Source organism: Acinetobacter sp. YH12132, assembly GCF_013418645.1.
In the GTDB taxonomy this organism is placed as follows: Bacteria; Pseudomonadota; Gammaproteobacteria; order Pseudomonadales; family Moraxellaceae; genus Acinetobacter; species Acinetobacter indicus.
This window is the reverse complement of the sequence record NZ_VPBR01000008.1, coordinates 14,716-36,610: the sequence shown is the minus strand read 5'-3', so window position 1 is coordinate 36,610 and position 21,895 is coordinate 14,716. Positions and strand designations below refer to the sequence as shown.

The 21,895-nt window shown below is 46.0% G+C and carries 20 protein-coding genes; 7 read left to right on the top strand and 13 right to left on the bottom strand.

From position 1 onward, the window contains the following. Positions 1-185: 185 nt before the first annotated feature. On the top strand, positions 186-1,241 hold the full coding sequence (locus FTU67_RS09595) for an aromatic ring-hydroxylating dioxygenase subunit alpha (protein ID WP_180061690.1): 1,056 nt from the start codon (positions 186-188) through the stop codon (positions 1,239-1,241). 26 nt (positions 1,242-1,267) lie between these two features. Here FTU67_RS09595 and FTU67_RS09590 read toward each other — a convergent pair whose 3' ends face one another. Beyond that, positions 1,268-2,359, bottom strand: a complete 1,092-nt coding sequence (locus tag FTU67_RS09590) for a putative zinc-binding metallopeptidase (protein ID WP_180061689.1) — start codon at positions 2,357-2,359, stop codon at positions 1,268-1,270. Between the two features lie 338 nt (positions 2,360-2,697). Here FTU67_RS09590 and FTU67_RS09585 point away from each other — a divergent pair, with 338 nt between their 5' ends. Beyond that, positions 2,698-3,585: a DMT family transporter gene (locus FTU67_RS09585; RefSeq protein WP_180061688.1), complete on the top strand. Its 888-nt coding sequence runs from the start codon at positions 2,698-2,700 to the stop codon at positions 3,583-3,585. Positions 3,586-3,705: 120 nt separating this feature from the next. On the opposite strand, the gene pcaD is transcribed toward FTU67_RS09585, so the two are convergent. From pcaD to FTU67_RS09525, 12 genes are all read right to left on the bottom strand, one after another. Continuing rightward, positions 3,706-4,485 carry a 3-oxoadipate enol-lactonase gene (gene pcaD / locus FTU67_RS09580; RefSeq protein WP_180061687.1) on the bottom strand — a complete coding sequence of 260 codons (780 nt, stop codon included), beginning with the start codon at positions 4,483-4,485 and terminating at the stop codon, positions 3,706-3,708. Between the two features lie 60 nt (positions 4,486-4,545). Then, the gene (pcaF, locus tag FTU67_RS09575) at positions 4,546-5,751 is read right to left on the bottom strand and encodes a 3-oxoadipyl-CoA thiolase (protein ID WP_016658114.1); all 1,206 of its coding nucleotides are present in this window, start codon (positions 5,749-5,751) and stop codon (positions 4,546-4,548) included. A 134-nt stretch (positions 5,752-5,885) separates the two neighbouring features. Further along, complete coding sequence (locus FTU67_RS09570; RefSeq protein ID WP_016658115.1) at positions 5,886-6,539, bottom strand: 3-oxoacid CoA-transferase subunit B; 654 nt, start codon at positions 6,537-6,539, stop codon at positions 5,886-5,888. Positions 6,540-6,558: 19 nt separating this feature from the next. Then, positions 6,559-7,245, bottom strand: a complete 687-nt coding sequence (locus FTU67_RS09565) for a 3-oxoacid CoA-transferase subunit A (protein ID WP_016658116.1) — start codon at positions 7,243-7,245, stop codon at positions 6,559-6,561. A 24-nt stretch (positions 7,246-7,269) separates the two neighbouring features. Beyond that, the gene (benE, locus tag FTU67_RS09560) at positions 7,270-8,496 is read right to left on the bottom strand and encodes a benzoate/H(+) symporter BenE (protein WP_087662389.1); all 1,227 of its coding nucleotides are present in this window, start codon (positions 8,494-8,496) and stop codon (positions 7,270-7,272) included. Positions 8,497-8,549: 53 nt separating this feature from the next. Further along, positions 8,550-9,335, bottom strand: coding sequence for a benzoate diol dehydrogenase BenD (gene benD, locus FTU67_RS09555; protein ID WP_160241299.1), 786 nt, complete (start codon positions 9,333-9,335; stop codon positions 8,550-8,552). 38 nt (positions 9,336-9,373) lie between these two features. Beyond that, complete coding sequence (gene benC, locus FTU67_RS09550; RefSeq protein ID WP_019837573.1) at positions 9,374-10,390, bottom strand: benzoate 1,2-dioxygenase electron transfer component BenC; 1,017 nt, start codon at positions 10,388-10,390, stop codon at positions 9,374-9,376. 95 nt (positions 10,391-10,485) lie between these two features. Beyond that, positions 10,486-10,977, bottom strand: a complete 492-nt coding sequence (benB, locus tag FTU67_RS09545) for a benzoate 1,2-dioxygenase small subunit (RefSeq protein WP_131261937.1) — start codon at positions 10,975-10,977, stop codon at positions 10,486-10,488. Beyond that, the gene (gene benA, locus FTU67_RS09540; protein WP_180061686.1) at positions 10,974-12,359 is read right to left on the bottom strand and encodes a benzoate 1,2-dioxygenase large subunit; all 1,386 of its coding nucleotides are present in this window, start codon (positions 12,357-12,359) and stop codon (positions 10,974-10,976) included. The genes benB and benA overlap by 4 nt, the downstream gene beginning before the upstream one ends. Positions 12,360-12,433: 74 nt before the next feature. Then, the gene (catA, locus tag FTU67_RS09535; protein ID WP_180061685.1) at positions 12,434-13,354 is read right to left on the bottom strand and encodes a catechol 1,2-dioxygenase; all 921 of its coding nucleotides are present in this window, start codon (positions 13,352-13,354) and stop codon (positions 12,434-12,436) included. 166 nt (positions 13,355-13,520) lie between these two features. Continuing rightward, positions 13,521-13,811: a muconolactone Delta-isomerase gene (gene catC, locus FTU67_RS09530; protein ID WP_005178078.1), complete on the bottom strand. Its 291-nt coding sequence runs from the start codon at positions 13,809-13,811 to the stop codon at positions 13,521-13,523. An 11-nt stretch (positions 13,812-13,822) separates the two neighbouring features. Next, entirely contained in the window at positions 13,823-14,932 is a 1,110-nt protein-coding gene (locus FTU67_RS09525) for a muconate/chloromuconate family cycloisomerase (protein ID WP_168406264.1), read from the bottom strand. Between the two features lie 118 nt (positions 14,933-15,050). Between FTU67_RS09525 and FTU67_RS09520 the strand changes: the two genes are divergently transcribed. From FTU67_RS09520 to FTU67_RS09500, 5 genes are all read left to right on the top strand, one after another. Next, positions 15,051-15,965: a LysR family transcriptional regulator gene (locus tag FTU67_RS09520; RefSeq protein WP_005178075.1), complete on the top strand. Its 915-nt coding sequence runs from the start codon at positions 15,051-15,053 to the stop codon at positions 15,963-15,965. Positions 15,966-16,256: 291 nt separating this feature from the next. Continuing rightward, complete coding sequence (locus FTU67_RS09515) at positions 16,257-17,639, top strand: aromatic acid/H+ symport family MFS transporter (RefSeq protein ID WP_005178072.1); 1,383 nt, start codon at positions 16,257-16,259, stop codon at positions 17,637-17,639. Between the two features lie 106 nt (positions 17,640-17,745). Further along, positions 17,746-19,065, top strand: coding sequence for a DcaP family trimeric outer membrane transporter (locus FTU67_RS09510; RefSeq protein ID WP_180057674.1), 1,320 nt, complete (start codon positions 17,746-17,748; stop codon positions 19,063-19,065). Positions 19,066-19,438: 373 nt separating this feature from the next. Then, positions 19,439-20,461 carry a ferredoxin reductase gene (locus FTU67_RS09505; RefSeq protein WP_160241305.1) on the top strand — a complete coding sequence of 341 codons (1,023 nt, stop codon included), beginning with the start codon at positions 19,439-19,441 and terminating at the stop codon, positions 20,459-20,461. A gap of 17 nt (positions 20,462-20,478) precedes the next feature. Continuing rightward, positions 20,479-21,642, top strand: coding sequence for an acyl-CoA desaturase (locus FTU67_RS09500; protein WP_005178063.1), 1,164 nt, complete (start codon positions 20,479-20,481; stop codon positions 21,640-21,642). Positions 21,643-21,895 lie beyond the last annotated feature (253 nt).

The window sequence follows — 21,895 nt, the reverse complement described above, 5'->3', positions numbered from 1 at the left end:
GCGCCAGTTCAGGTCAATTTTGACTAAAGTGTTCGAATTTTTAGAACAGATCATCAAAAACATTCTAATAGACAGAAAAAGCAGAAGCTCTTAATTTAAAACAGGAAATTAACAATAAACGACATGAGAAAATCGCGGATTTCCGTTTGTTCTTGACCCTGTATAGCTTAAAAGTGAGCCAGCCTATGAATGCGATTCCTGTAATCAACCTGTTTGCCCAACCCCATGACAGCCGCTTTGATGCCAGTGACTGGCATATTCTGGCGCAGCATTGGTATCCGGTGGCACGAATTCAGGATGTCAGCAGCCAGCCGCAACAGGTGACTTTACTGGATGTGAAAATGGCGCTGTACCGGACAGAAAGCGGTGACATCCAGCTGGTGCGGGATATTTGCCCGCATCGCGGTGTGCCTTTAAGCAAAGGCTGGGTAGAGGGCGAGGAAATTGTCTGTCCTTATCATGGGCTGCACTATAACCGTGCCGGCAAATGCACCAAAATTCCGGCCCAGCCCGACCTGACCCAGATTTCGGAGCGTTTTAGCCTGACCACGTTTCCGGTGGTGCTGAAATATGGTCTGGTCTGGACCAGCCTGTTCGGGCGGGATGAACAGCCAGCCAATTTTCCGGTGCTGGACACCTGGGAAGATGCGGAGCATCAATCCATTTTACCACCCAGTGTGGATATTGCCGGTTCTAGCGGCCGTCAGTTAGAAGGTTTTATTGATGTTGCACATTTTGCCTGGGTGCATCATCAGGCCTTTGCTGATCGGGACAATCCGGTGGTACCGATATATCATACCGAACGCACTGACTATGGCCTGAAAAGTATCTATATTTCCAATGTCAGCAATTATCCGCATGGTATGCAGCATTTAGCACCCGAAGGCTTTTTATGGACGCGTGAATTTGATGTTTATCCACCTTTTGCAGCGACCTTGACCATTTATTTTCCGAATGATGGCATCTTAAAAATCTTAAATGCCTGTTGTCCGGTATCGGCCCATCAGACCCGGTTATTTGTGCCTTTAACCCGGAATTTTGATACCACCGGCGACCTGCAAGCAGTTTACGATTTTAATGCGCAGATTTTTGCCGAAGATCATGACATGGTAGAAAGCCAGAAACCGGAAGAACTGCCGCTGGATTTAAGCATGGAAGCCCATTTTGAAGCAGATCGCGCATCGGCCTTATACCGCCGGATTCTGGCCGAATGGGGCCTAAGTAAACGCTATATCGTGTAGCAAATCTCATTGAATTGAAAGCGAGCTTAAGCAGGATGACTGGCCTGATTGGATTTAAAGGCTTTATCCAGCACATGCCGGTGAATAAAACGCAGTTTGTCTTTTACCGGCTCGGTCAGTTTAAACGGATAGGCATCATCCAGCCCGATACTACGATTCAGCGCATTCAGATTAAAGGTCAGGGCAATCCAGTTTTCTAAAATGTGTTCAATATCCTTGCCGCCAATCGGGCATTCGGTAAAGTACAGATTGGACAGGGTACGGCCGTTACCTTGCACCCGGATTCCGGCAAAATAGGCGGTTTCCAAAGTATCCATCATGTGCAGATAATGCGCCCAGGTTTCAGCCCAGTCTTCCCAGGGATGGGTGGTGGCATAGGTGCTGATATAGCTGTCTTGCCAGTCGGAGGGCGGGCCTTGTTCATAATGGCGTTTGAGTGCCATGCCATAATCCTGACGTTCATCACCAAAATAGTAGCGGAATTCATCGACCAGTTCCGGATGGCGGTTTTGCATCACATCAAAATAATAATGGCCGCTTTCATGGCGAAAATGGCCAAGCAGGGTGCGGTAGTTTTCTCCCATGGTTACGCGCGTGGTTTCCCGGTACACCACATCGGCTTCAATGGCATTGAGGGTAATCAGACCATTGGCGTGGCCGGTCAGCACCGGTTGGCCTTCCATGGGCATTAAAAATTCATAGCGCAGGCCATAGCGGTCATCTTCAGAACGTTTTGGCCGCGGCATAATATTCATGCGCTGCGCCAGATATAAAAACCGCCGTTTAGCCTGTTCCAGATAACGCCAGTACTGGATATTTTCCGGTTCATCTAAATTGGGGATGGTGTGGGTAAGCTGGCAGGATTCGCAATAGATATTTTCATCATCGACAGGAATCATCCAGTTGCAGACCTGATAGTGACTATAATTAAAACAGGGCTTAAATTTCTGATTACGATAGCTTTCATTCAGGCTGCCCCATTCATTTTCGCTATCCTTACGAAAGGTGCCCATATCTTTTTCGGAGGCAACAAAGCCAATGGGCGCCTTGCAATATTCACAAAATGAGGCACCAAAAAAAATCTGCTGATGGCATACCGCACATTCAAAATACTTCATTCTTGGTCCTCAGCCTGCAGGATACGTCCATTTATCTAAACATAGATTGAGTCAGGAGGGTATTTGAAACCCGCTATAAAATTGTAGCAGATTTACAAAGTTGCCTGATGCGATCAGTCGCTTAGCTTCATTTTGAGTCGAAAAGCCATGTGGATGCAAACGGCAAGCATGTGCCTTGCAGTCATTGCATTCCGGATTAAAAGGAACATAAAAGCTGCAAATAGACAGAATTGGAGATTTATTCAGCAAAGCCACGGTAAATGAATGAAAAATGGTCGAATATGCGCCATGAAAGGAGTAGATTAAACCTTATTCCCGATCATATTTTTCATACTCGCATGGCCAGTACCTGGATTCTTTTTACCCTGATGGCTGCATTTATGCAGGCCTGGCGCAATGCCTTTCAAAAACAGCTCAGCATGACGGTCGACGTTTATGGCGTCACGCTTGCACGCTTTATTTTTGCCTTGCCGTTTGCGGTCGGTTATTTGAGTTTTTTATATCTGCAGCAGCCTGCCGCAACGCCGGTTAGCTTTAGCGGGAAATTCTGGCTGTATATTGCTGTGGCGGCTTTTTGCCAGATTCTGGCCACCATTCTCATGGTGCAACTGTTCAAGCAGAAAAACTATGCCATTGGTGTCGGACTGGCCAAAAGCGAGGCGATTCTGGCGGCTTTAATTGGCGTGGCACTACTGGGCGAATATTTAAGTCTGCTGGGCTGGGTTGGCGTCGTATTAGGCGGCGTGGCGGTCTTTTTACTCAGTAAAGGGCCGGCCAATACCAAGCTGTCTGTCAGCACGTTGGCGATTGGGGTGGGCAGTGGTCTCAGTTTTGCCATTACCTCACTGCTGGTGCGTGAAGCGAGTCTGGAACTGGATAATTTACCCTTTTTACATCGTGCCGGCTGGGTATTATGTTTTGTGATCGGGCTGCAATGTATCAGCATGTTGTTGTATTTGGGGCTGTTTAGCCAGCATACCTTACAGGCCATGTGGCAGCGGCTGGGACTGACCTTTAAGGTGAGTATTTGCAGTTTTCTGGCCTCCCTTGGCTGGTTTAGTGCCATGAGTATGCAGACTGTGGCCTTGGTCAAAACTTTGGGACAGATTGAAATTCTATTTAGCTTGCTGATTTCTGCCTTTTTCTTTAAGGAAAAACTGGCCCGAACCGATCATCTGGGCTTGGTACTGGTGGTGATTGCCGCGATGCTGGTGATCTGGGCTTAAAGTTGAAGTAGATGGGCAGGGCATCTCAGTAGAATCATCAATCTTTTTAAAAATTGCCTAAAAACAAAAAAAGATAATCCGGAGATTATCTTTTTTTAAATGCTTTCAACCGAGCTGGGTTTAGCGTTGAATAAACGCCTGCACCGCCTGATTAAAGGCTTCTGGCTGTTCAATATTGGAAATATGCGAAGCATTAATTTCAAACAGTTCAGCATTGGCAATGCGTTGTTGCATAAATTCACCATCGGCTACAGTTGTTACCGGGTCTTGCTGACCAGCAACAATGAATACCGGTACCTGAATGTCTTTTAACTGTTCACGTACATCCGCTTTAGCCAAAGCTTCGCAGCAGCTTGCATAACCCTCAGGGCTGCCAGCTCCCAGGTCGTTTGAAAGAGTCACTACAGTTGCTGCGTTACTTTGGATAAAGGGTTCGGTAAACCAACGACCGGCCGCCGTTGATGCAATAGGGGCCAAACCTTGTTCACGGACCAGTGTGGCACGCTCATTCCAGGCCTGTTCCTGACCAATTTTAGCGGCCGTATTACAGACCACAACATGGCTAAAACGTTCAGGCTTGTTAATTGCCAGCCACTGACCGGTCAAACCACCCATCGAAATACCACAGAAGGCTGCTTTTTCAATATTTAAATGATCGAGCAGATTCACCACGTCTTGGCCGAGCTGGTCAAGCGTATATGGACCTTGTGGAGCAGAAGATGTGCCGTGACCACGGGTGTCATAGCAAATGACAAAAAAGTCCTGCTGGAAGTGGTCAATTTGCGGTTGCCACATGTTAAAGTTGGTACCTAGCGAGTTAGAAAATACCAGCGCAGGTTTTGTCGCATCACCAAAGGTTTGGTAATTAATTTCAGCATCTTGAGATGTAAATGTTGGCATTGAATCCCTCCCGACCTCCCTTTAAAAAAGGGAGGGGAAATTTAATTTGTTATCGTATCTTTAAACGCGTTCAATAATCAAAGCGATGCCTTGACCGACACCAATACACATTGAGCACAGGCCATATTTGCCGCCAGTGGCTTCCAGCTGGTTCAGGGCCGTGGTGACCAGACGCGCACCTGATGCACCGAGTGGATGACCCAGTGAAATGGCGCCGCCATTCGGGTTCACTTTCGCGGCACCATCTTCCAGACCAAGGTCACGGGTACACGCCAGTGCTTGAGCAGCAAAAGCTTCGTTTAGCTCAATCACATCCATCTGCTCTAACGTCAGACCGGTTTGGGCCAACAGTTTTTTAATGGCTGGCGCTGGACCAAAGCCCATAATGCGTGGTTCCACACCCACCACAGTTGCACCAATAATTTTGGCACGTGGTTTTAAACCGTATTCCGCTACAGCTTCATCAGAGGCAATTAATAATGCTGCTGCACCATCGTTAATACCTGAGGCATTACCGGCAGTCACAGTACCATCGGCTTTGACCACAGGTTTTAGCTTGGCCAAACCTTCTAACGTGGTTGATGCACGTGGATGCTCATCGGTATCGACCACAACTGGTTCGCCTTTACGCTGTGGAATCACTACAGGTACGATTTCATTTTTAAAGAAACCTTTGGCTTGAGCAGCAGCAGTACGTTGCTGGCTTTCAAACGCAAACTTGTCCTGATCTTCACGGTTAATGTTGAACTGTTCTGCCACGTTTTCAGCAGTTTGAGGCATGGTTTCAACACCATACATTTCTTTGAGTTTCGGGTTAATGAAGCGCCAGCCCATGGTGGTGTCTTCAATTTTCTGGCTACGGCCATAGGCAGATTCAGATTTACCCATCACAAATGGTGCACGTGACATGCTTTCTACACCACCCGCCACAATCAGATGTGCTTCACCGGCTTTAATGGTACGCGCTGCCATGGCAACTGCATCCAGTGATGAACCGCATAAACGGTTTAAGGTTGTTGCAGGCACCTGATGCGGCACACCCGCCAATAGCGCAGACATACGGCCGACGTTACGGTTGTCTTCACCGGCCTGGTTGGCACAGCCGTAAATCACGTCATCTACTTTTTCCCAGTTAACACTTGGGTTACGCTCCATCAGCGCCTGAATGGGAATGGCACCCAGGTCATCTGCACGTACAGGGGCAAGTCCGCCTGCGTAGCGACCGAATGGGGTGCGAATAGCATCAATGATATATGCGTTTTTCATTTTTTCTGTTTCCTAAATTCTTTTTTAATCCCCCTAAATCCCCCTTTAGAAAAGAGGGACTTTTCCTCCCTTGCTTGCGCTGAGTTTTTAAAGCCGTGCTTTAAAACTCGCTCAGGGAGGTTGGGAGGGATTACTTAACCCTGTGTCGCATCAATCAGCTTCGCACCGGTCAGGGATTGCAGCTCTTCAAATGACAGACCGTCAACTTTCTCAATCACTTTCATGCCTTCAGCTGTCACATCAATCACGCACAGGTCGGTATAAATACGATCTACACATTTCAGGCCAGTTGCTGGATAGCTCAGCTCCGCTACAATTTTCGGCTCGCCTTTTTTAGTCACGTGATCGGTAGTGATAAAGACTTTCTTGGCACCAACTGCAAGGTCCATTGCACCACCTACTGCAGGAATTGCATCTGGGGCACCAGTATGCCAGTTGGCCAGGTCACCATTTTCTGCAATCTGGAAGGCACCCAATACGGCGATGTCCAAGTGACCGCCACGCATCATCGCGAAAGAATCTCCATGATGGAAGAAACAGCCACCGGTTAGCATGGTTACATATTCTTTACCGGCATTGATCAGTTCCGGATCTTCTTCACCTGGCGCAGGTTTTGGACCAAAGGCCAATAAACCGTTTTCAGAATGCAGGAATACATCTTTATCTGCAGGCAGGTAGTTTGAAATTTTGGTTGGCAGGCCAATCCCGAGGTTGACATAGGCACCATCTGGAATGTCTTGGGCAACGCGTTCAGCAATCTGGTCACGTGTTAATTTGGTATAGCTCATCGTGTTCTCCTTCACGTATTTATGCTGATTGTTCAGGCTGTTTGGCAGCAACTGACACCACATGCTGTACAAAAATACCCGGAGTGATGATGTGCTCAGGATCAAGCTCACCCAGTTCAACCACTTCTGCGACCTGTGCAATGGTGACATCTGCCGCCATGGCCATAATCGGGCCAAAGTTACGAGCAGATTTACGGTACACCAGGTTGCCCCAACGGTCGCCTTTGTAGGCTTTAATTAAAGCAAAATCGGCTTTAATCGGGTTTTCCAGAACGAATTCTTTGCCTTCGTAATTTAAGGTCGGTTTACCTTCAGCCAGTAAAGTACCAAAGCCAGTTGGGGTGTAGATTGGGCCTAAACCCATACCTGCAGCCTGAATACGGCAAGCCAGGTTACCTTGCGGCACCAGTTCCAGCTCGATTTTGCCAGCACGATACAGTTCATCAAAAATATAAGAGTCAGACTGACGAGGGAACGAGCAGATGATTTTACGTACAGCGCCTGCTTTGAGTAATTTGGCCAAACCGTAGTCGCCATTACCGGCATTGTTATTGACGATGACCAAATCCTTGATGCCCAGTTCAATCAGGCCATCAATCAGTTCAGCAGGCTGACCTGCTGTACCGAAACCACCAATCATGATGGTTGAACCATCTTTAATTTGAGAGAGCACATCTTTTAAAGATGCTGAGCTTTTATCAATCATAGTTGTTTCCTAGTCAAACAAACTTCATTGACCCGTGCTTTTGCTTGGGCTTGAAGGTGAGGTCAGTCCTGATAAACCGGTTCTGCTTAAAATGACATGAGCCAGAATACCCAGACAAATTCCCCAAAAAACTGAGCTGAGACCTAAAAACTGCATACCCGATGCAGTTGCCAGGAAGGTAATAAGTGCTGCGTCACGCTGGTTTTCCTGATGCATGGCGGCATTTAAATTGATGCCAATGGCTCCTAGAAGTGCCAGACCGGCCAATGCTGCCACCAATTCTTTCGGGAGCAGGCTAAACAGCATCACAATGCTGCCGGCAAATAAACCGCCTAAAATGTAGAACAGGCCGTTGGCAATCCCGGCGATATAGCGCTTTTCTTTCAGTTCATGCGCGTCTTTGCCCATGCACAGCGCGGCGGTAATTGAGGCCAGGACAATAGTGATCCCGCCAACACACGCCACCGCCAGCGAAGCGATACTGGTGGTGGTAATAATGGGTTTAGCCGGCGTGTCGTAGCCACTGAGCTTTAAAATGGCCATCCCCGGTAGAAACTGACCAGACAGGCTGACTAAAATCAGCGGTAAGGCCAGGTTAAGGGTCGAGTTCCAGGTCCATTCCGGCGCAATAAACTGCGGCACTGCCAGGCTAAAACTCATTTCGACCGGATTCATGGTGCCGAGCAACAGGCTCAGGCCAATTCCGGTCAATAGTACATACAGCATGGCATAGCGCGGACTAAAACGTTTGGCCAGTAAGAACACCAGCAACATGCCAAATACAATAAACGGCATGTTGTTACTGGCGGTAAACAGACCAAAGCCAAACTGGCACAAAATGCCGGCCATCATGCCTGCTGCAACTGCTTGCGGAATTAAGGCCAGCAATTTGTCGAAATAACCGGTAATCCCAATAATGAAAATCACCACGGCTGAGGTGATGTAGGCTGCAACGGCTTCGTTCAGGGAAATATCAGGAAAGAGGGTGACCAGCAAGGCCGTTCCGGGTGCCGACCAGGCGGTGACCACCGGAACTTTGAATTTAATTGAAAGGAAGATACCGGCAACGGCTGCGCCAATAGAAATGCCCCAAATCCATGAAATCATCATGGCATTGGACACTTGAGCCTGTTGGGCTGCCTGGAAGAAGATGATTAAAGGACCGGCATAGGAAATCAGTACAGCTAAAAATCCTGCAACTGTGGCTGATAAGGACCAGTCTTTTCTTAAGGTATCTAACAGGTGACTCATTGTTTGCCTCCGTGCAAGTCTGGCAATGATCCTGTACAAAAAAGATGATCAGGTTAACCCTGATCACCACCACCTACAGGTACAACCGTACCTGTCATGTACGATGATTCATCAGAAGCAAGGAATAAAATCGCATTCACTTGTTCCTGAATGGTGCCGTAGCGCCCCAAGAAAGTACGATCAATTGTTTGATCTACCACTTCTTGCATCCACGCTTGTTCTGATTCAGAAAGCGGGTTGGCATTACGTGGTACTTTGCGTGGTGGTGCTTCAGTGCCGCCTGTGGCAATTGCATTGACGCGAATACCGTCTTTGGCGTGTTCAAAGGCAAGGGAAGCGGTTAAGCCATTCACACCACCTTTTGAAGCCGAATACGGCACACGGTTAATACCACGTGTTGCAATAGAAGATACGTTTACAATCGTACCTTTTTGATTCTTAATCATTTCTGGCAACACGGCACGGCAGCACCATAGGGTTGGGAACAATGAACGATTCACTTCCTTGATAATTTCTTCTTCAGAAAATTCTTGGAAAGGTTTCATCCAGATTGCACCACCGACGTTGTTGATGAGTACATCTACACGGCCATAGGTATCGAGTGCTTTTGCAACGACAGATTCTGCACCTGCAAAAGTTTCAAGATTGGCTTTTACAGTAACAGCATCGCCACCAAGCTCTTCAATTTCAGCCAACACTTCTTCTACATAAGGAGAAAGGTCAGCCATGACTACTTGTGCGCCTTCGCTAGCCACTTGTAAAGCCACACCGCGACCAATGCCTTGAGCGGCACCAGTCACGATTACAACTTTGTTTTCAAATCTTTTTGAGCGATTCATTGTATTCTCCGACTATGTTTCTAGACTGTCTAACAAACTTAGTTGGCAGAGAATTTTTCAAATAGGAAGCTTGCAGGTTTAACACCTTCTGCATCTAACCAGCCACGTACCGCTTCTACCATTGGCACTGGACCACATAGGTAGATGTCTACATCACCACCGTTGAGCCATTCGTTTTCGATATGGCCAGTCACGTAACCTTTACGCTCGTGTGCAGATTCTGGATTTGCCACAACAGTGCGGTACTCGAACCAAGAGAATTTTTCTTGTAGTTCGTTTAATTTTTCAATTGCAACCAAGTCAAAGTCATTGGTCACACCAAAGACTAAACGTACAGGGTGCTCAGAACCTTTTTCTTCAAGCACTTGCAGCATAGACATAAATGGTGCAATACCCGTACCACCCGCTAACATCACCACAGGGCGTGCTACATTACGTAAGTAGAAGCTACCAAATGGACCCGTAAAGGTCATTTTGTCGCCAGCTTTAGCGTTTTGGCTTAAGAATTCGCTCATTTTGCCGTTTGGTACGTTACGTACCACAAAGCCAGTTAAGCGGTTGCCAGGCTTAGAGCTGAAAGAATACGAACGAGTTTCTGTTGTGCCTGGAATACCCACATTCACATATTGACCTGCAAGGAAGTGAATATCTGGTTGACCTTCATCTAACTGAATATCAAAGGTAATAGTCGAGTCAGATAAGTTTTCAACACGTGCCAATGTACCTTCAAATGCATGAATTTCAGTTTTACATACATCAGAAGTGGCTTGAATTTGGAATACTGCGTCTGAAGTTGGTTTACATTGGCATGCAAGAATATAGCCTTGTTCAGCTTCTTCTGGTGTCAATGCATCTTCAATATAAGTTTCTTCAGGCATGTCATACGAACCTGATTCACAAAACGCACGGCACGTTCCACATGCACCGTCACGGCAGTCCAAAGGAATATTGATCTTTTGACGGTAAGCTGCGTCTGACAGTGTTTCACCATCTGTAACAGAAATAAAACGTGTAACGCCATCTTCAAATTGAAGTGCAACATTGTGGTTTGACATGGCTGAATATCCTATAGAAATCTTTAAAACTTGACCTTTCAGCCAAAATTCCATCTGGCTGAAAGGTTTTTACCTAGCTGTAAATCAATACAGTCTTAGAGGTGATAAATGTCGATTACTTGGTTGATGTAATCGTTTTTCAGCACCACGTACTTGCTTAAAATTTGTGGTTTGTCGCCAGAAAAGTCGATTTCGTAGCGTGACATACCAAAGTAGCTGTAGTTGGTTTTGTAACGGAAACTTAAGGTGTTCCAGTTAAAACGTACAGTCACTTTATCGCCATCACGTTCAACAATTTCGATGTTGTTGATGTTGTGGCTCGTACGTGTGTCTGGCATGGTTGCAGACGAACGTTCAGTTTTGATACGGAACACACGGTCTTCCAAACCTTGACGGTCTGGGTAGTAAATCAAAGAGATTTCAGACTGTGGATCTGTAGTTAATTGGTCATCGTCATCCCAAGCTGGCATCCAGAAAGAAGCAGTAGGAGCGTAGCACTGTAACCACTCATCCCATTGTTCATCATCTAAAAAGCGAGCTTCTTGATAAAGGAACTGTGCAACTTTTTCTAAAGTGATGTCGCTCATGCGTTTTCTCCTTCAGTTGCAGCAAGCTCTTTCTCGTCAGCAATCGCTTTTTTCATAAGTTTGAGCCAGAATTCGTGTTGAGCAAGGTATAAACCTTCGTCTTCAGTTTTAATACCTGAAAGTTTTGGTTTTAAACCAATTTCGTTGGCTGCATCGTCTGGACCTTGGATCCAGTGTTTGGCACCACGGCTCATGTCGTTCCATTCCAGGGCAATACCGGCATAACCTGCCTGACATGCACGGAATTCTTCAAGATCGTCTGGGGTTGCCATACCTGATGCGTTAAAGAAATCTTCGTATTGACGGATACGGCGTGCGCGTGCTTCTGGCTCTTCACCCACAGGTGCGATACAGTAAATAGTCACTTCAGTCTTATCTACAGACAGCGGACGTAACACACGAATTTGTGAACCGAACTGATCCATGAAGTACACGTTTGGATAGATACACAGGTTACGGGAACGCTCGATCATCCATTTCGCCATTGGCGCACCGAATTTCTCGGTATATTCATCTTTTTTGGCAAAGTTAGGACGGTCTTCTGGGTTAGCCCATTGTGTCCAAAGTAGCATGTGACCATTTTCAAAGCCGTAAGAACCACCGCCTTGTTTGCCCCATGAACCTGCGCTCATAGCACGAATGTTGTCGCCAGCTTCTTTTTCTTTACGTTGCTGAGTTGTTGCAGCGTAGTTCCAGTGTACTGCAGACACGTGGTAACCATCGGCACCGTTTTCAGCAGTTAACTTCCAGTTACCTTCATAAGTGTAAGTAGAAGAACCACGTAAAACTTCAAGACCTTGTTGTGATTGCCCCACAATCATGTCAATGATTTTAGTTGCTTCACCTAAGTATTCTTCTAAAGAAGGAACATCTGGGTTCAAGCTACCAAACAAGAAACCTTTATAGCTTTCAAAACGGGCAACTTTTTTCAAGTCGTGTGAACCGTCTTTGTTGAAGCAATCTGAATAACCCGCATCGGCAGGGTCTTTCACTTTTAACAACTTACCAGAGTTGTTGAAAGTCCAACCGTGGAATGGGCAAGTATAAGTTGCTTTGTTACCACGCTTGTAACGACATAACTGTGCACCACGGTGTGAACACGCATTGATCATGGCATTTAATTCGCCATTGCGGTTACGTGCAATGATAATTGGCTGACGGCCAATGTAAGTGGTGTAGTAGTCATTGTTGTTTGGAATTTGGCTTTCGTGTGCCAAATAAACCCAGTTGCCTTCAAAAATGTATTTCATTTCTAGGTCAAACAGGGCTTGGTCTGTGAATACTGAACGGTGTAGTTTAAATTCACCAGATTCAAAATCATCAACCAATAGCTCATCAATGCGGTCTAAGTGGCTGGTGTTAATAACAGGAATACGAGGCATGTCCTTTCTCCGACTTTCCAAGGAGGGGAAGTCATCGGGATGAATCTAATGATTGCATCCCGATTCCATTCAAATTATGCGCTTGCGCGGCGACGTTCAACTTCAGTAGAAGGAGCGCCTTCTTTATCTTTCTGAAGAACAACGTTGAATTGGATGTATTTGAAAGGACCTTTCAAACCACGACGTGCGATTTCAGCTTCGTCAGTTACGTCTACAGCTTCAGCAACTAGACCTTCACGAGTACCGAATGCGAAGTCGTCCCAAAGGTATTTATCACCTTCGATGTTGAACTGAGTCGTAAGCTTACGGTAGCCAGGTGCAGAGATGAAGTAGTGCACGTGAGCTGGACGTTGACCGTGACGAGAGATTTGGTTCAATACACCTTGAAGTGGACCTTCAGGGTTTAAGCCATAACCTACAGGCATAGTTGTTTGAGCAACATATTGACCTTTTTCGTCAGCTAAGATTGAGCGACGTAGGTTGAAGTGGCTTTGTGACTTATCAAAGAATGAATAGTTACCGTGGCTGTTTGCATGCCATACTTCAACTTTAGCACCAGGAATGATGTTGCCGTCAGTGTCAGTTACTGTACCTTCAATGATTAAAGTCGGGATTTTGCCTTCTTCAGAACCGTCGTCCATACGTGCAAAACCTACTGATTCAGGTGCGCCTGCAACATATAAAGGACCTTCAATTGTACGTGGCGTACCGCCAGTCAGGCCTGCTTTGGCATCTGCTTCGTCAGCACGAAGATCAAGGAAGTGTTCCAGACCAACTGCAGAACCCATTAATGCAAATTCATCTGCTTTGGCGATGTCAATAATGGTTTCAATACCTTTCCATACTTCAGACTGGCTTAAATCCAGGTCTTCAATCGCTTGGAAAAGATCAGTTACAAGACGTACCACAACCTGTTGAACGCGTGGATTTACCGGACCCTCTGCAGTGTCGACGTTACAAGCCTTAACTACGTTTTCAATTGTTTGACGATCCATACAATTACTCCTTGAATGTATGTATATAGTTGTCGTGGCTGCCTGAATGCTTGTTTGGCTGGCTGATCTGGCTGGCCACAATCCTTGTTTATTTACCCTTTGGATTTCTAAAGTCGCTACCCCGATAGCGGCTTTAAATTCTTAAAATACCGATATGAACTGTGAATCAGGTGTCATCATCACGGACAGAAGATGGGTGGCGGTTAAGCGCCATCACTTCAATATTCATGTATGGATACAACGGCAGACCTTGCAGCAGGTTGTGCAGTTCTTCGTTGCTCTCAACATCAAAAATACTGATGTTTGAATACTGGCCTGTAATGCGCCAGATATGACGCCATTTACCTTGGCGCTGTAATTCCTGCGAATATGCCTTTTCAACGGCTTTAATTTCATTAGCGCGTTCAGCTGGCATATCGAGTGGAATATTGACATCCATGCGTACGTGGAAAAGCATGTCTAGCTCCTTTATTGACGACGTAAGCGGTCAAGCTTGTCTTCATCCAGTTCAATACCTAAACCGGCAGTGGTTGGTAACACCAATTCAAAGTTTTGATATTGCAATGGTGTTTTTAAAATTTCTTCCGTCAGTAGCAATGGACCAAACAGTTCGGTGCCGTAAGCCAGGCTTTCAAAAGTCGAGAACACATGCGCTGAAGCAATGGTTCCTACCGGGCCTTCCAGCATGGTGCCGCCGTATAGGTCGATATTGGCCAGCTTGGCAATTTTGCCAACCTCACATCCTTCAATCAGGCCGCCGGACTGCGCCACTTTAACTGCAAAAACTGATGCGCCATTGTTACGGGCAATCTGGTAAGCGCTGTTTGGACCCATTAACGATTCGTCTGCCATAATGGCAATATCGAAACGGCGGGTGAGGCGACGCATCGCATCGAGGTTTTCAATGCCGCATGGCTGTTCAATCAGGTCAACACCGCCATCTTGCAGCAGCTGAATACCTTTAATGGCTTCAAGCTCTGACCAGGCACGGTTGACGTCAACACGAATAGAAACGTCTTTGCCTAATGCTTTTTTGATTGCCAGCACGTGTTCAACATCTTCTTCAACCGGACGAGAACCGATTTTCAGCTTGAACACATTGTGACGTTTGATTTCAATCATCTTCTGCGCTTCAGCGATGTCTTTTTCAGTATTGCCTGAAGCCAATACCCAAAGCACAGGAACGCTGTCACGTAAACGGCCACCAAGAATTTCACTCAGTGGTAAACCGAGGCGCTGTGCCTGAATGTCCAGTAAAGCAGTCTGGATGGCACATTTGGCAAAACGGTTGCCATTAATATTCTTTTTCAGGGCGCGTATGGTTTGTGCAAAGTTCAAACCTGCCAATGTTTTTAGTAAAGGTGCGAAGTAAGTATCAATATTGGTTTTTACGCTTTCTGGGCTTTCTTCACCGTAGCCTAATCCACCAATTGTGGTTGCTTCGCCCCAGCCCACAAAACCATCGTCTGTGGAGATCTTTACCAATACCAGGGTTTGCGTCTGCATTGTCGCCACCGCCATTTTGTGTGGACGAATGGTAGGAATCTCGACAAGCATGGTTTCAATGGATTTATACATCACTTTACTCTTCGCAATCTTGCGTTGTGTATCTGATGTGATATACCTTAAAAGAATAGAAACGCACTGTCGAAGATCATTTTGGCATTTTATTATATTCTAAAGGTATGGAAAGGGTATGGAACTTAGACATCTCAGATACTTTGTTGCTGTGGTAGAAGAACAGAGTTTTACCAAAGCAGCTGAAAAACTGTTTATTGCGCAACCACCTTTAAGCCGTCAGATCCAAAATCTGGAAAGTGAGCTTGGAATTCAGCTATTTGAGCGCGGTAGCCGCCCATTACAGACCACTCCGGCAGGCCAATTTTTCTATCAGCATGCCGTAAAACTTTTGTCTAATGCGGAAGAGATCAAAACCATGACCAAGCGGGTGGGAATGGTCGAGAAAACCGTGACCATTGGTTTTGTGGGCTCTTTACTTTATGGTTTACTCCCCAGAATAGTCTATTTATTCCGCCAACAACATCCTAATTTAAAGATAGAACTGGTTGAAATGACCACCACCAACCAGATTCAGGCCTTAAAGGAAGGTCGTATAGATGTCGGATTTGGCCGTTTACGCATTTCCGATCCGGCCATTCGACGTATTTTATTGCGTGAAGAACCGCTCATGGTGGCAGTGCATGACAGTCATCTATTTGCAACAAAGCGGCAGGGTATATACCTTTCAGATATTGTCGAAGAAAATATTTTTCTCTATCCAAACCATCCCAAACCGAATTTTTCGACCCAAGTGCGCGGCCTGTTTTCCGAATACAGTCTGGAGCCGCGCAGTTTAAAAGAAGTGCGTGAAATTCAGCTGGCTTTGGGGCTGGTAGCTGCCGGCGAAGGTATGTGTATAGTCCCGGAAAGCGCGCGTACCATACAGTTGCCGCATTTGAACTATATTCCTTTACTCGATGATGCTGCTAAAAGCCCGATTTTCCTGGCGATTCGCAGTATGGATGAAAGCGAAGATATCCGCTCGCTGTTTGACAGTATTTATCAGGTCTATGATCTGGAAGCGATTAAATATGATCGTACTGTAATTTAAGGGCGTTGAAGTTTAGCTCTTTCCATCCTTTATAAAGATAAAGTTGCAACAGGTCTGAACGGCGCGCTTTTGTTCAGACCTTTTTTTATGTTTCACAGCTTAAAAATAAACTTTAATTTATATTTCTTACATAAAGATAGATTGTTTAAAACATAAACAATTGTTTATAAAACTAATTTTTCCGCCTAACTTTTTAGGTATGAATATATATGCAATCGGTTTTGGACAAAAATAACGCATTGGGTCATTGTTTACAAAAATTTGGACGGTTTCACAAGCAGGAGGCTTATCGTGAATACAACAGATTCAGTAAACATCAATACGGTGGTTGATAACGCGAAATTTACGCCATTTCACTGGGGCGTACTTTTATGGTGTTTATTAATTATTATCTTCGACGGCTATGACCTGGTTATTTACGGGGTGGCTTTACCACTATTGATGCAGGAATGGTCACTTGGTGCGGTAGAGGCAGGGCTATTGGCCAGTACCGCGCTGTTCGGGATGATGTTCGGTGCCATGAGTTTCGGAACGCTCTCCGATAAACTGGGCCGAAAAAAGACCATTATGATCTGTGTGGCCATTTTCAGTGGCTTTACCTTCCTGGGCGCTTTTGCTAGTAACCCGATTGAGTTTGGTATTTTACGTTTCCTTGCCGGTTTAGGTATTGGCGGCGTGATGCCAAACGTGGTGGCACTGATGACCGAATACGCACCAAAACGGATTCGGAGTACTCTGGTTGCCGTGATGTTCAGTGGCTATGCCATTGGCGGGATGACCTCTGCCTTGTTAGGTGCATGGCTGGTGGCAGATTATGGCTGGAAAATCATGTTCTACCTAGCCGGTACACCATTATTGCTGTTACCGCTGCTGTGGAAATTCTTGCCAGAATCCCTGATGTTCCTCACCAAAAAAGGTGAAACAGAACAGGTCCGCACCTTTGTACAGAAAATTGCTCCAGAACAGAATATTGCGCCAAATACCCAGTTTGTGCTGAATGAAGTGATGGCCGGTGATGAAGCCCCATTACGTGCACTGTTCCAGCAAGGTCGTACCTTCAGTACCTTAATGTTCTGGGTTGCGTTCTTCATGTGTCTGTTAATGGTCTATGCATTGGGCAGCTGGTTACCAAAACTGATGATTCAGGCCGGTTATTCACTCGGTGCAAGTATGCTGTTCCTGTTCGCGCTGAATATTGGCGGTATGGTCGGTGCAATTGGTGGCGGTGCCTTGTCAGATCGTTTCCATCTGAAACCGGTATTGACCATTATGTTCACCGTGGGGGCAATTGCGCTAATCCTGCTTGGCTTTAACAGTCCACAGCCAGTACTGTATACCTTAATTGCCATTGCCGGTGCAGCCACCATTGGATCACAAATTTTACTATATACTTTCGTCGCACAGTTTTACCCGACTACAGTACGTTCAACCGGTATGGGTTGGGCCTCTGGAATTGGCCGGATCGGCGCGATTGTCGGGCCTGTGCTGACTGGTGCACTGCTGACTTTAAACCTGCCACACCAGATGAATTTCATGATGATTGCCATCCCTGGTCTAATTGCAGCCGTAGCGATCTTTATGGTAAATCTGAAAGTCTCGGTAGATGGTGCCAAAGCCAAGCAGGAAAGCTTCGCCAACAGCAATGTCAAAGCAGTCAAAAGCTCTGCACATTAATCTCTGAGCAAACCGCTAGCTTGAGTTCTTCAGGCTAGCCAAACTTTAAAACAATGAAACTTTGTCAGGAACGACAAAAACGGATAGTCACAGGATAAGTGTGCCCATGAAAACAATGATGATCAAACCTTTAGTAATTGCTGTCGGTTTAACAATGAGTGTAATGGCCAATGCGCAAAGCAGCCAGGAAGTTGAGCAGCTTCGTCAGGAAGTGCAACAACTGAAAGCACTTGTTCATCAATATGCTCAACAAAATCAAACGGTTCAAGCGAATTTAAACCAACTTGCCAATACTGCGGTACAACCACCTGTTGCACAAAAAGCCAGCACTGAAAAGCGCGGCTTGGGTATGACGCTGGGTAATGCTGAATTTAACCTGTATGGAAACGTCCGTATGGATGGTTCTTATCAGGTTGAGGGCAGTAGCCGAGATTTGCCATATAACCATATTAATGCCGTAGCGTTAGAAGGCAATAATGAAAGTAGTGATCGTTTAAGATCAACACTTTCTGCTACCCGTTTAGGCATGGACTTTAAAGCACCGGTTGGTGCTGGTGACAAAGCCCTGAGCGGTAAAATTGAGGTAGATTTCCTTGGTGGTGATAAATTTGATAATTTACGTATCCGTCATGCTTATATGAGCTATGCCAACTGGTTAATTGGTCAAACCTGGTCAAACTTTGCAGTGCCGGATTATATGCCGGAAACAGTCGATGCTTTGGCCTATGCCGGTGGCGCAGTTAAACGTTTCCCGCAAGTGCGTTATACCGCGAAATTCAGCCCGCAAACCAATCTGGTGGTGGCTGCTGAAGACCCAAAAGATAACAGCATCACCCAGCGTTTACCGGCTTTAACTGCGCGCTTAAATCATCAGTTCGCCGATAACATGAGCGTGAGCGCACGTGCCATGGGCCATGAAAAACGCATCAATTCTGATGAAGAAATGGCGTGGGGTGTGGGCTTGGGCGCTAAATATGATGTGACCCCAAGCACGACTTTAAAAGCAGACTACTACCATGTGAAGGGTGATAGCAGCTTTGTGTCTTTTGCCAATACCGGCACCATCCAGGGTGCAAACGGTCTGGAGCAAAGCGAGTTTGATTCGATTACGGTCGGTCTGACCCAGAAGTTTAATGAAAAACTGCGCGGCACAGTGGGTTATGGCTATATGAGCTTTGATAATGATCAGAACTATAAAAATGCCTTGATTGCTTCAACACCGGCAACAGAGACACAGTCTAATGCAACTAGAGCCAACAAAGACTTATGGCAGGCATGGGCCAACGTGTTTTATAGTCCGATCAAGCCGGTTAGCTTAGGTCTGGAATATGTCTATGGTGAACGTACAGCTTTAGAAGCAGCAACGAATGGCAGTAATAAAGGTGAAGATAACCGTATTAATATGGTGGCCATCTATAACTTCTAATTACACGCTATAGATTAAAAAAGCCAGAAGGACACTTCTGGCTTTTTTGGTTTTAGACTTTTTTTGGACTTAAGTCTAATGTGGGGGGAAATTACAGCAAAAATATCAGGCATTTTCACCGAGTCTGACAAAAGCATACGACATTTTCATGAAAAATCCTGCGCCTGCACAAAAGCAAATCAGAACAATAAAACTTCTCCCATCGAAGTCGGGACCGAAAAAGTGCAGAATCTTGTCAGACAAAACCAGCTAAAACATAAGGAAAAGACAAGTTTTGTCCTGCATTCACATGGAATCGAGATTATGAATCTATATAGTGGGCATGAACATTAAAAAAAGAACATCCGTTCACTGAAAAAATCATGAGGCCGCTATGAGCACTTCTGTAGAGTATAAACCCGAGTGGATTCGAGAAGATTTTATTGATTTTATTGCAGAAAAAATAAATCCAGTCTGGGCATTGAAAAAAGTCAAAGCCTGCGTTGTTGAAATTCAGGCATTAAGTCCAGACTTTTATAAAATTCATTTACGTCCCAACCAGAATTTTCAGGCACAGCGTTTTCAGGCCGGACAAAGTATTCTGATCACGCTGGCGATGAATGGGGTCCGCCAGCAGCGCAGCTATTCCATTGTCACTTTGCTCGATAACGGCGATGTGATTCTGGCCATCAAACGGCAAGGCAAAATGTCCAATGCCTTGACCCGGTTACCGGCAGGGGCTGTGGTGGAGCTGTCCCAGCCGCAGGGCAATTTTGTGCTGCCGGCACAAGTTCCATCTTTATGTTTTATTGCATCGGGCAGTGGGATTACCGCCATTTATTCCTTATTACAAAAAGCCGTGGTCAGCTCGACCCAGCCGATAGACCTGCTGTATTTCACCCGGGATGATGCCTTCCATGCCGAAATTAAAACCCTGGCGCTGATGTATCCGCATTTTAAATATCATCATTTTAATACCGTAGAACAGCGTCAGCATTTGTCTTTGGCCTTACTGCAAAACACGGTCGAGCAACTGGGTGAGCGACATATTTATGCTTGTGGTTCAGCCTCGATGATGCAGGCCGCCCAGCAGATTTGTCAGCAGCTGGATTTAAGCGAGCAGTTTCATTCCGAGTATTTTCAAATGACCGCAGATGAAACTCTGGAGGCGCAGCCGGTGCAGTTCTTGCGCTCGCAGCAGGATTTTCAGGCCAACAGCAATTTGCTGGACAGTGCCGAAGCCGCCGGGTTAAGACCGGCCCATGGCTGTCGCATGGGAATCTGCAATACCTGTTCCTGTACCAAAGTCAGCGGCAGCGTGCGTAATCTGCTGACCGGTGAAATTGACCATAACCATAATACCCAAATCAAACTTTGCGTGACGCAGGCAATCAGTCCTGTCGTGATTAACTTATAATCTGGAGGGAACATCACATGAATATGCCTGCCGCGTTACATCCGAACAGCAAGTCAAAATATTTAACCGAGGCTCAGATTCAGGAATTTGGTGCCAAAGTGGAAGCCATCCGCCGTGAAGTCATGGACGATCTGGGGGAAAAAGATGCCCAGTATATTTATAAAATCCGTAATTTTGTCCGCTATAGTGAAATTGCCTCACGTGGGATGCTGATGTTTGGCGGCTGGATTCCGCCAGTATGGTTATTGGGGACTGGTTTACTCGGATTATCCAAAATTGTTGAAAATATGGAGCTGGGTCATAACGTCATGCATGGCCAGTTTGACTGGATGAATGATCCGACCCTGAACGGTGCCAGTTATGACTGGGACACCATTGCCACCGGAGACGACTGGAAATATACCCATAACTATATTCATCACACCTATACCAATATTGTCGACAAAGACCACGATGTCGGCTATGGCTTGCTACGGGTTAGCGAAGCACAAAAATGGGAACCGCGTTTTTTGATGAATATTCCGCTGGCCATTCAGCTGATGGTATTTTTTGAATGGTATGTGGGGCTGCAACGTCTGCATTTAGAAGATGTACTGGTTTATAAAACCAAAACCTGGAAACAGGTCTGGGATGAAGCGGCCGGTTTAAGAAAGAAAATGCGCCGTCAGGTGGTCAAAGATTATGTCTTTTTCCCGCTGCTTGCCGGGCCAAATGCCATTCCGGTTTTTGCCGGCAATGCTGTCGCCAATGTGATTCGCAGCCTGTGGGCATCCGCGGTGATCTTTAACGGCCATTTCACTGAAGATGCGGAAAATTTTGAAGCCGACAACACCGAAAATGAAAGCCGGGCTGAATGGTATATCCGCCAGATTCGCGGTTCGAGTAATTTTAGTGGCACCCAGTGGCTGCATATTTTAAGTGGAAATTTAAGCCATCAGATTGAACACCATTTATTTCCGGATATGCCGGCCAACCGTTATGCCGAAGTGGCACCAAAAATCAAGGCGCTGTGTGCAGAATATGGCATTCATTATAATGAGGCCAATTTTATCCAGCAGTTTTCCAGTGTCTGGGTGCGTCTGGCCAAGTGTTCGGTGCCAAATCACTGGCAGGACAAAATCGGGCAGGGCGGTCACCTGATTCGTACCTGTCTGGCCCAGCTGAAAGCCAAATTCCAGTAACAGCAGATTTTAGCCAGCTTTTATAAGACCAGAAGATAAGATGTCTTTTGGTCTTTTTTATTTTGCATAACTGCTGCATTTTTTACTCAAGACTCAAACTTGAGTGCAACAGCGCTACAGGAGCATGAGCTATTTTTACAGAAAAAACGCCCGGTCTTGCCGATTATGTAACTGAATTATCTTTATAAGTTTATGATATCTCTGCGCTTTATTTTTGAGCAGCTGGCAAGTTAACGTGGTTTAACAAAACTGA